This window comes from Acinetobacter sp. YH12131 (genome assembly GCF_013418635.1).
In the GTDB taxonomy this organism is placed as follows: domain Bacteria; phylum Pseudomonadota; class Gammaproteobacteria; order Pseudomonadales; family Moraxellaceae; genus Acinetobacter; species Acinetobacter towneri.
This window is the reverse complement of the sequence record NZ_VPBQ01000008.1, coordinates 102768-111016: the sequence shown is the minus strand read 5'-3', so window position 1 is coordinate 111016 and position 8249 is coordinate 102768. Positions and strand designations below refer to the sequence as shown.

7 protein-coding genes are annotated in these 8249 nt (G+C 42.2%); 4 read left to right on the top strand and 3 right to left on the bottom strand.

Features of this window, described 5'->3' with window-relative positions; genetic code table 11:
* Both FTU66_RS08085 and FTU66_RS08080 read left to right on the top strand, forming a co-directional pair.
* Window positions 1-919: RNA-guided endonuclease TnpB family protein (locus FTU66_RS08085; protein WP_180112604.1), on the top strand; the 919-nt coding region annotated here is incomplete at its 5' end.
* 127 nt (window positions 920-1046) lie between these two features.
* Window positions 1047-1382: a type II toxin-antitoxin system HicB family antitoxin gene (locus FTU66_RS08080; protein ID WP_004974672.1), complete on the top strand. Its 336-nt coding sequence runs from the start codon at window positions 1047-1049 to the stop codon at window positions 1380-1382.
* A 90-nt stretch (window positions 1383-1472) separates the two neighbouring features.
* On the opposite strand, the gene plsB is transcribed toward FTU66_RS08080, so the two are convergent.
* Window positions 1473-4037, bottom strand: a complete 2565-nt coding sequence (plsB, locus tag FTU66_RS08075) for a glycerol-3-phosphate 1-O-acyltransferase PlsB (RefSeq protein ID WP_180112603.1) — start codon at window positions 4035-4037, stop codon at window positions 1473-1475.
* Window positions 4038-4341: 304 nt separating this feature from the next.
* Between plsB and FTU66_RS08070 the strand changes: the two genes are divergently transcribed.
* Window positions 4342-5214, top strand: coding sequence for an acyl-CoA thioesterase II (locus FTU66_RS08070; protein WP_004974677.1), 873 nt, complete (start codon window positions 4342-4344; stop codon window positions 5212-5214).
* 165 nt (window positions 5215-5379) lie between these two features.
* The gene (locus FTU66_RS08065; RefSeq protein ID WP_180112602.1) at window positions 5380-6621 is read left to right on the top strand and encodes a dicarboxylate/amino acid:cation symporter; all 1242 of its coding nucleotides are present in this window, start codon (window positions 5380-5382) and stop codon (window positions 6619-6621) included.
* A gap of 78 nt (window positions 6622-6699) precedes the next feature.
* Here the strand turns inward: FTU66_RS08065 and FTU66_RS08060 are convergent, their stop codons facing one another.
* Window positions 6700-7113 (bottom strand): VOC family protein, encoded by a 414-nt coding sequence (locus FTU66_RS08060; protein WP_019836869.1) that lies wholly within the window; start codon window positions 7111-7113, stop codon window positions 6700-6702.
* 215 nt (window positions 7114-7328) lie between these two features.
* A complete protein-coding gene (gene yihA / locus FTU66_RS08055) occupies window positions 7329-8201 on the bottom strand; it encodes a ribosome biogenesis GTP-binding protein YihA/YsxC (RefSeq protein WP_180112601.1) in 873 nt (290 codons plus the stop codon).
* Window positions 8202-8249: the final 48 nt, after the last annotated feature.

Below are 8249 nucleotides of genomic sequence, written 5' to 3'. Positions count from 1 at the left end.
TGATATTGCCAAATATACGAAAGGCACATCCAAAGAATGTAATTTACATAGTCAAACCATTCAGGCTGTAACTGAAGAATTAGTCACCCGAAGAAAGCAATTTAAAAAGGCAAAGCTGAAATGGCGTATCAGCAATAAAAAATCAGCAAGGCGCTCTTTGGGATGGGTTCCCTTTAAAAAGGTGGCTATCAAATATGCCACTGGATATGTCCAGTATGGAAAACACCAATTTAAGCTTTGGGATAGCTACGGTTTAAGCAAATACACGTTAAAAATAGGTTCATTTGTAGAGGATAGCCGTGGGCGTTGGTATGTATGTCTTGTTGTTGAATCGCCTAAGCAAGATAAATCGACAGCAACCAAAGCGATTGGTATTGATCTAGGCTTGAAAGATATTGCCACCTGTTCTGATGGCACTGTAATTTCAAATCCAAAATTCTATCGAAAATATGAGCAGACATTAGGTATTGCTCAGAGAGCCAGGAATAAGAAGCGTGTTCGTGCATTACACGCCAAGATTGCAAATAGTCGAAAAGATCATTTGCATAAAGCAAGCACCAAGCTTGTGAATGAAAATGCATTGATTATTGTAGGTGACTTGAGTGCTAAAAAATTAGTAAAAACCAAAATGGCAAAATCTGTTTTGGATACAGGATTTTCGGCACTAAAAACAATGCTCAAGTATAAATGCGAGAACGCAGGCGTATTGTTTGAAGAAGTCCAAGAAGCCTATACCACCCAAATCTGTTCGTGCTGCGGTGAGATCACCTCAAGTAGTCCCAAAGGTAGGACAGATCTTGGAATAAGAGAATGGGAGTGCATGAGCTGTGGTACAGCTCATGATCGAGATATAAACTCAGCTTTAAACATTCTTGCGCTTGGGCATAAGCGTCTAGCTGTAGGAATCACCCTCTTTTAAGGGGGGGAGGATGTCAAAACCTCAAAACCGAGCACATGATTTTACTGCATCGACCTCACCCTGAAAATGAAATCAAAGGTGGGGCATTGAAAGCTGTAAAGCAAGCACTCAAGCAGGAGGGTTTTTTATGAGTTATTTTAAATACAAAGGTTATCTCGGGACGATTGAACCAGACCTTGAAACAGGTGAGTTGTTTGGAAAATTGGCGTTCATTCGAGATCTTATTACTTATGAGGCTGAAACCTTAAAAACACTTGAGCAAGCTTTTCAGGAATCGGTAGATGGATATTTAGATTCTTGTGCAGAATTAGGGAAGAAACCTGATCAGCCATTCAAGGGAACATTTAATGTTCGTATCAGTCCTGAATTACATCGCAAAGCTGTTTTAGCTTCGGAGGAGAGTTCTTTGAATGCATTTGTGAGTGATGCAATTCAAGAGAAATTAATGCGCTTAGGTGTATGATTTTATCAATGCTATAAACTTTATTCTATATTCAATTTAAAGCATAGCGACCTATTGCTATACAGATCGCTATGTTTTTTTGTGTGAAAATTACTTCTTCTTACGTTTTAAGCGTTTCTTCGCCTGTTGTGCAGCAAGAGCCTCTAACGCCTCACGCAATTCTTCATCGCTAAAGGTGGTGATGTGTTGCAGCATCTGTAAAGTCACATCATCCAACACCAAATTGGCGTATTGTGCGACGTTTTTAAAGTTATCATCAAACACAATCGCATTGTCACTGTTGGTGCTGATATAACCTTGCTGAGTTAAGACTTTAATAAAGCTTTGGAACAAGGCTTTGTCAAAGAATTCAGGTGAGTTGAATTCATACAGCACCGACAAACGCTGACCGACCAAATGGCTGAGTTCTTCGACCTGACGTGCCGAAATATTGCCTGAGCCGCGTTGTGTAATCAGCGCCAGTGTCATGTAATAACGCTCTAAACTCTGCATTACAGGTGCAGCCAATACTACCAACTGGTTATGGTCTTCACTATTTGGTGCAGGTGAAATTAAGTTGCCTTCCACATCTTCAGAAATCAATTTGGCCTGAATTAACGCTTCTACATAGGCACAAATCCGTTCTTTGAGTTCCTGATCTTGCCATTTCAAGAACAACTCAGCTTTCAGGAACGGATATAAAGTACGAATGACGTTGATTAAATCACCACGACGAATCGAACCATTATGTTTCACCAATGCTGCAATTAAAGATGGTAAGACAAAGGCATGCAAAATATTGTTGCGGAAGTAGGTGAGTAACACCGCCTGATGGTCTTCAATCGCGATAATATCGCCCAAAACGTGCTGCACTCGTTTAATCAGTTTGAGTTTTAAGCCGTAGGCAATAATTTCTTTACCTGATAATGGTGTGACTTGAGTGCGCTCATCATAAGGCAGGGCAGTGAGCAGATTACGGTAAGTGTCTAACTGCTTCACACAAATTTCTTCATCCAAGGTATGTTTTGGTGTTGCCAGTAAAATCAGCGATAACAAAGATACCGGGTTAATTACCGCAGCACGGTTAATGTTTTCCAAAATCGCATGTGCTGAAGTATTCACTGCATCTGACACTTGTGGTGGAATAGGATCATCATTTTTTTCAATGCTGATGTGTTCGGCATCGTGTTGTTTTAGAACATCATCTAAAAACACAGGTTCGCCAAAATTGACATGCACCTTGCCAAAAATCCGTTCAATCTTGCGCATGGTTTTTAAAATGCCCATTAGCGATTCAGATTCTTTTGGCTTGCCTTGCATTTCACCGACATAGGTTGAACCTTCCATCAGGCGTTCATAACCAATATAAGTTGGCACAAAAGCAATCGGTTTAGCACGACCACGCAAATGACTGTGAATGGTCATGGCGAGCATGCCTGTTTTTGGTGGCAACAAGCGGCCTGTACGTGAACGTCCACCTTCAATAAAGTATTCAAGCGGCGTGTTACGCGACAAAATACTGAATAAATATTCTTTAAAGACGGTTGTGTATAAGCCGTTGCCACGGAAAGTACGACGGATAAAAAACGCACCGCCACCACGAAGCAATTGACCTACAAATGGCATATTCAGGTTATCGCCCGCAGCAATGTACGGCACCATCATGCCGCGTTTGTAAATCACATAAGACAGCAATAAATAGTCGATATGACTGCGGTGACATGGGGTATAGATAATTTCATAGTCTTTGGCCAGTTCGCGCACGGTACTAAAATTATGCACTTCCACGCCATCGTACAATTGTGTCCATAAGCGGGTCAGTGCCATATCGGCAAAGCGTACCGCTGCATGAGAGTAGTCCGACACGATTTCATTTAAATAACCAATCGCACGACGCTCGGCTTCAATCACGCTAATTTTACTGCGTAAACTTTCACGACGAATGGCATCTTGCACATCGGGAGATTTAATCAGACTGAGCATGACATTGCGGCGGTCAGACAAGTCTGGGCCAAGTACGACTTCACGTTGTCCATCTAAGTAATTATTTAGAGTGTTAACAATAAAGGTCGCAGACGACAGGTTCGGATGCTCAGTTTTGGCATGTTCAATTAAAGCGCGTAATGATTGTGGCTCGTGAAATTCCAAATAAGACTGACGACCATGCACCCCAATATTCATTAACTGCTTGACTGTGCCAGGCGTTGCCCACGTATCGGTAAACAGTAGTTTAAACCACGAATCCTCTTTGTCTGGAGAACGTCCCCACAACACGGTCACAGGTACCAATTCAATATCAAGTTCTGGGTGTTGTTCTAATTGTTCAATTAAACGTAACAAGCGTGGCGGAAAAGCATAAGGTGGTGGATTGAGTAGGTTGTTCTCATCGTGATGCTGTAAAAACAGAATCGAGGCTTTTTCTTTATGTGAACCCATCACCAATGGATCAAGCGCAGGCGTGAGTTTTAAGCGACGTGTTTCGCCATCGACCACCAAGGCATTGCTGCGTGAGTGATTTTGCAATACGTAGCAAGTTATCTTGGTGCGAGTGGCATTTGAGTCTACACTTTGCGCATCCTTGACAGGGACTTCACCCAAAACATGCGGTGTCACCACAAGGTCAAGCAGCTTACCAGAAAGCTGACGATACATTTGACCAAAACCACGCTTGGACATATTCACTCCTACTTCATCACCTAAGTCCCTAGCCAGTAGGGAATTTATTTTGCGTCATTGTATCTAATAATCGCGCTGCATTTTTAGATAATTTGCATGAATATTGTTAGATTTTATCGTTAAAAATCGTATTTTTAGCAAAATTGATCGGCTAAGTTGTGACACAGCGGTCAGTCTTTGATGGGTAAAAGATGCAGAATCTATGGCAAAATAGCAGGCTTAAAATAGTCAGTTTATTTTGACGATTTATTTTTTCATCGACGTCGATCTTGCATCCCCAATTTCCGCCATACATAGGTTAGTTATGAACGCACTCACACAAGAGCTGGTTGAACTTCTTTGTTTAGAAAAGTTAGAAGAAAATATCTACCGAGGTATCAGTCGTAACTTGGTGGGTAAACGTGTTTTTGGTGGACAGGTTTTGGGACAGGCTTTACGTGCTGCATCTTATACCACTGATCGTCCTGCGCACTCATTGCATGCCTATTTCTTGTTTGGTGGCGATGTCAACGCACCTATTATTTATGAAGTTGACCGTTTGCGTGATGGTAAAAGTTTTTCTAGCCGTCAAGTACGTGCCATTCAGCATGGGCGTACCATTTTTACTGCGATGGTGTCCTTTGCGCCGTTGGAAGACGGTCTGAATTATCAAATTTCAGAGCCAAACTATCCTGCAGCAGAAGCTTTAAAAAACGAAGCGGAACTCAAACAGCATATTGTCGAGTTTGTACCTGAAAATGTGCGTGCCAGTTTTATGCGTGATCGCTTGGTGGAGATTCGCCCGATTAATCCGAGCAATCCATTTTTACCGCAGCCTGAAGCACCTGCTTATGCACACTACATTCGTACCCATGACAGCATTTCACCAGAGGTGGATGAAGTGTCTTTGCATCAGGCAATTGCGGCATTTTATTCAGACTTCACGTTAATGACCACAGCACTGCGTCCGCATGGTTTGAGCTATTTATCACCAAGTTTGCAGTGTGCCAGTATTGACCATGCCATGTATTTCCATAAACCGTTCCGTGTGGATGACTGGATGCTGTACGACATGGAAGCCACCATTAGCACTAGTTCGCGTGGTTTGAACTTTGGGCGCATGTGGCAAAATGGTGAATTGGTGTGTAGCACCAGTCAGGAAGGCTTGATTCGTTTACGTGAAATCGAAACGCAATAAAATATAGCCTTTAAAATCTACATTCATCAGCCGACATTCATGTCGGCTTTTTTACATCCTGAAGCACGATCTGAACCTAATCAAAGTGCGCTAGAAAAATAATACTCGATTCAATTTCAGCCACATGGCATAGTCCACACATCACATTAAAAAACTCAATTGCGTATGAGCCTCAATACACAAATTCTAATTGCCGCAATTTTGGGTGTGGTGTTTGGTTTTATTCTGAATCTATTTCCAGACAGCACATTTTTTAGCGCCAGTTTGTATGGCATTGGTTTAATGAGCAGTATTTTTATTGGTTTACTGAAAATGCTGCTGATCCCACTAATTTTTAGCTCAATTGTGGTCGGTGTGTCGAACTTACAGGCTGTAGGGCAATTGAGTCGAGTCTGGAAAATTACGTTGGCGTGTTGTGTCACCACCACGACTTTGGCTTTAATTTTAGGTTTGGCGTGTGCGCATTTATTTGCAGTGGGTAAAGGCGTAGATATTGTGATGTTTCAAGATGCTATGGCGCAGCATCAAAGCCCAGACACGCTTACGCCGTCTTCGTTTTTTACCAATTTCATTCAAAACACCTTAATCAATCCGTTTAAAGCTTTTGCCGAGGGTAATGTTTTGGCAGTGGTGATATTTGCCTTATTGGTGGGTGTGGCGCTGGTCAAAGGCGGGGAGCACTTTAAAACGGTACGTAAACTCAGTCAGCAATTTTTTGAAATTATGATGTTGATGATTGGCTGGGTAATGAAACTGGCACCTTTGGGGATTTTTGCTTTATTGACTAAGTTGGTTGCGACCGAAGATATTTCAGTCCTGAGTCGTTTGGCAGAGTTTGCTGCAGTGGTCACGGGCACCACGATTTTTCATGGTGTGGTGGTCTTGCCTTTGCTGTTGTGGATATTTGGCAAAATGGATCCGATCACCTTTTTTAAAGGCACACGTGCTGCCTTAATTACGGCTTTTGCCACCAGTTCCAGTTCTGCCACTATGCCACTTTCGATGAAATGTGCGCAGGAAAATTTAGGTGTGCGTCCGCAAACTGCAGGCTTTGTGATCCCGTTAGGTACACAACTGAATATGGATGGAACGGCATTGTATGAAGCTGCAGCGGCTTTGTTTGTTGCCAATTTAATGGGGCTGGATTTAAGTTTAGGACAGCAATTAATTGTCTGTGCCACAGCCATGATCGCTTCTTTGGGCGCGCCTGGTATTCCAAGCGCAGGTATGGTGACGATGATTATGGTATTACAATCGGTGGGCTTGCCTGCAGAAGCGATTGCGATTTTATTGCCGATCGACCGTTTGTTGGATACTGTGCGTACTGTGGTCAATGTGCAGGGCGATATGATGATTAGTGTGGTGGTCGATCGGCATACTCGTGATGACCCTGCACTGCATTCCTGATAATGGGTTTAAAATCGAATCAAGTTTTCAGCATCATTCTGTTTTATTGTGCTATGTAAAGACATGAGCCAAAGCAGATTAATCCCAACATGGGCTGTAGGCCACTTCCCAAATATGACCATCTAAGTCCTGAAAATAACCTGCATAACCGCCGTAAAAGGTGCTCTGTGCAGGTTTTAAAATTTTCGCACCTGCATTTTTTGCTTGTTTCAATACCTGATCGACCTCGAGTGGGCTATGTACATTATGTCCTAAAGTGATTTGTGCAGCACTGCTGGCTGTACCTGTTAAGCCTGTATCTTGTTGTAAACTTTGTTTAGACCATAAAGCCAGTTTTAAGCCTGCTTGCAGTTCAAAAAAGACCACCGCACCTTGTTCAAATTCCTGTCCAATAATGCCTTCAGTTACAAGTCCTAAGCCGTCGCGGTAAAAATCGAGTGCACGTTGTAAATCTTCTACCGCTAAGGTAATCACTGAAATGTGTGCCTGCATGTTTGATCTCCATATCTCATGTCATTATTGAAGTGGCTAATTGTTATGATCTTGACAGTAGGGCATTTCTTGAGGGGTTGTAAAGTGCAACTTTGGTGGTGAGGCAAATTGTGATTACGCTGTAAAATGTAGGTGGACATACAAATAAAAAGTCCTATTCGAGATTGAACGAATAGGACTTTATTTGATAGACCAATAGTCAGTAATTTAATGGATTATTTGGTTTCGGTATTAGATGCAGTTGGCTTGTCAGTTTCTAAAAATTCAGGCTGATCAACATCAACATCAACATCAACATCAACATCAACATCAACATCAACATCATCGCCTGTTGCTTCAGGAATGCTGTCTAAATCAAATTGATGCGCTTGTTCTAAGGTAAAGTTCAAACGTCCGCCCATCACACTTGCCAGCTCTTCCAAGCCTTGCTTGTTGAGTGATGAAAACAATTGAATCGAGAAATCTAGTTTCATCTTTTTCAACTGTTGTTTGACTTCAAGCAATACTTTATTGGCTGGGCCACGGTTGAGTTTATCCGATTTGGTGAGCAATACATGCACGAATAATTTACGCGAATACGCCCATTCCAACATCATCACATCAAAGTGTTGTAAGGGATGGCGAATATCCATCAGTAACACCAAGCCTTGTAAGCTTTTACGATGAATCAAGTAATTTTCGAGTTCTTTTTGCCACACAATTTTCATGGCTTCAGGTACGGCTGCATAACCATAACCAGGTAAATCGACCAAACGCTGTTCAGGGTTGCCCAAACTAAAGAAGTTGATCATTTGAGTACGACCCGGTTTTTTAGAAGCACGTGCCAATTGTTTTTGATTGGTTAAAGCATTAATTGCACTGGACTTACCTGCGTTGGAGCGTCCTGCAAAAGCCACTTCGTAGCCAGTATCTTCTACACATAAATTCAGTTTAGGCGCACTCATTAAAAACTCGGCTTTACGCAGCCAGTTTAAGGCGCGAACAGAGTATTCAGTAATGGCAGGGTCTACTTTTTTCTCGTAGCTAATTTTCTGCCGTGGCTGTGCTGCTGCCTTACTGTTTTTCGATTTTCCTCTGCTATGGTGCATAACTTAACTTCAATTCATGGTCTACAAACAGGCATTATAAAGCAAGTC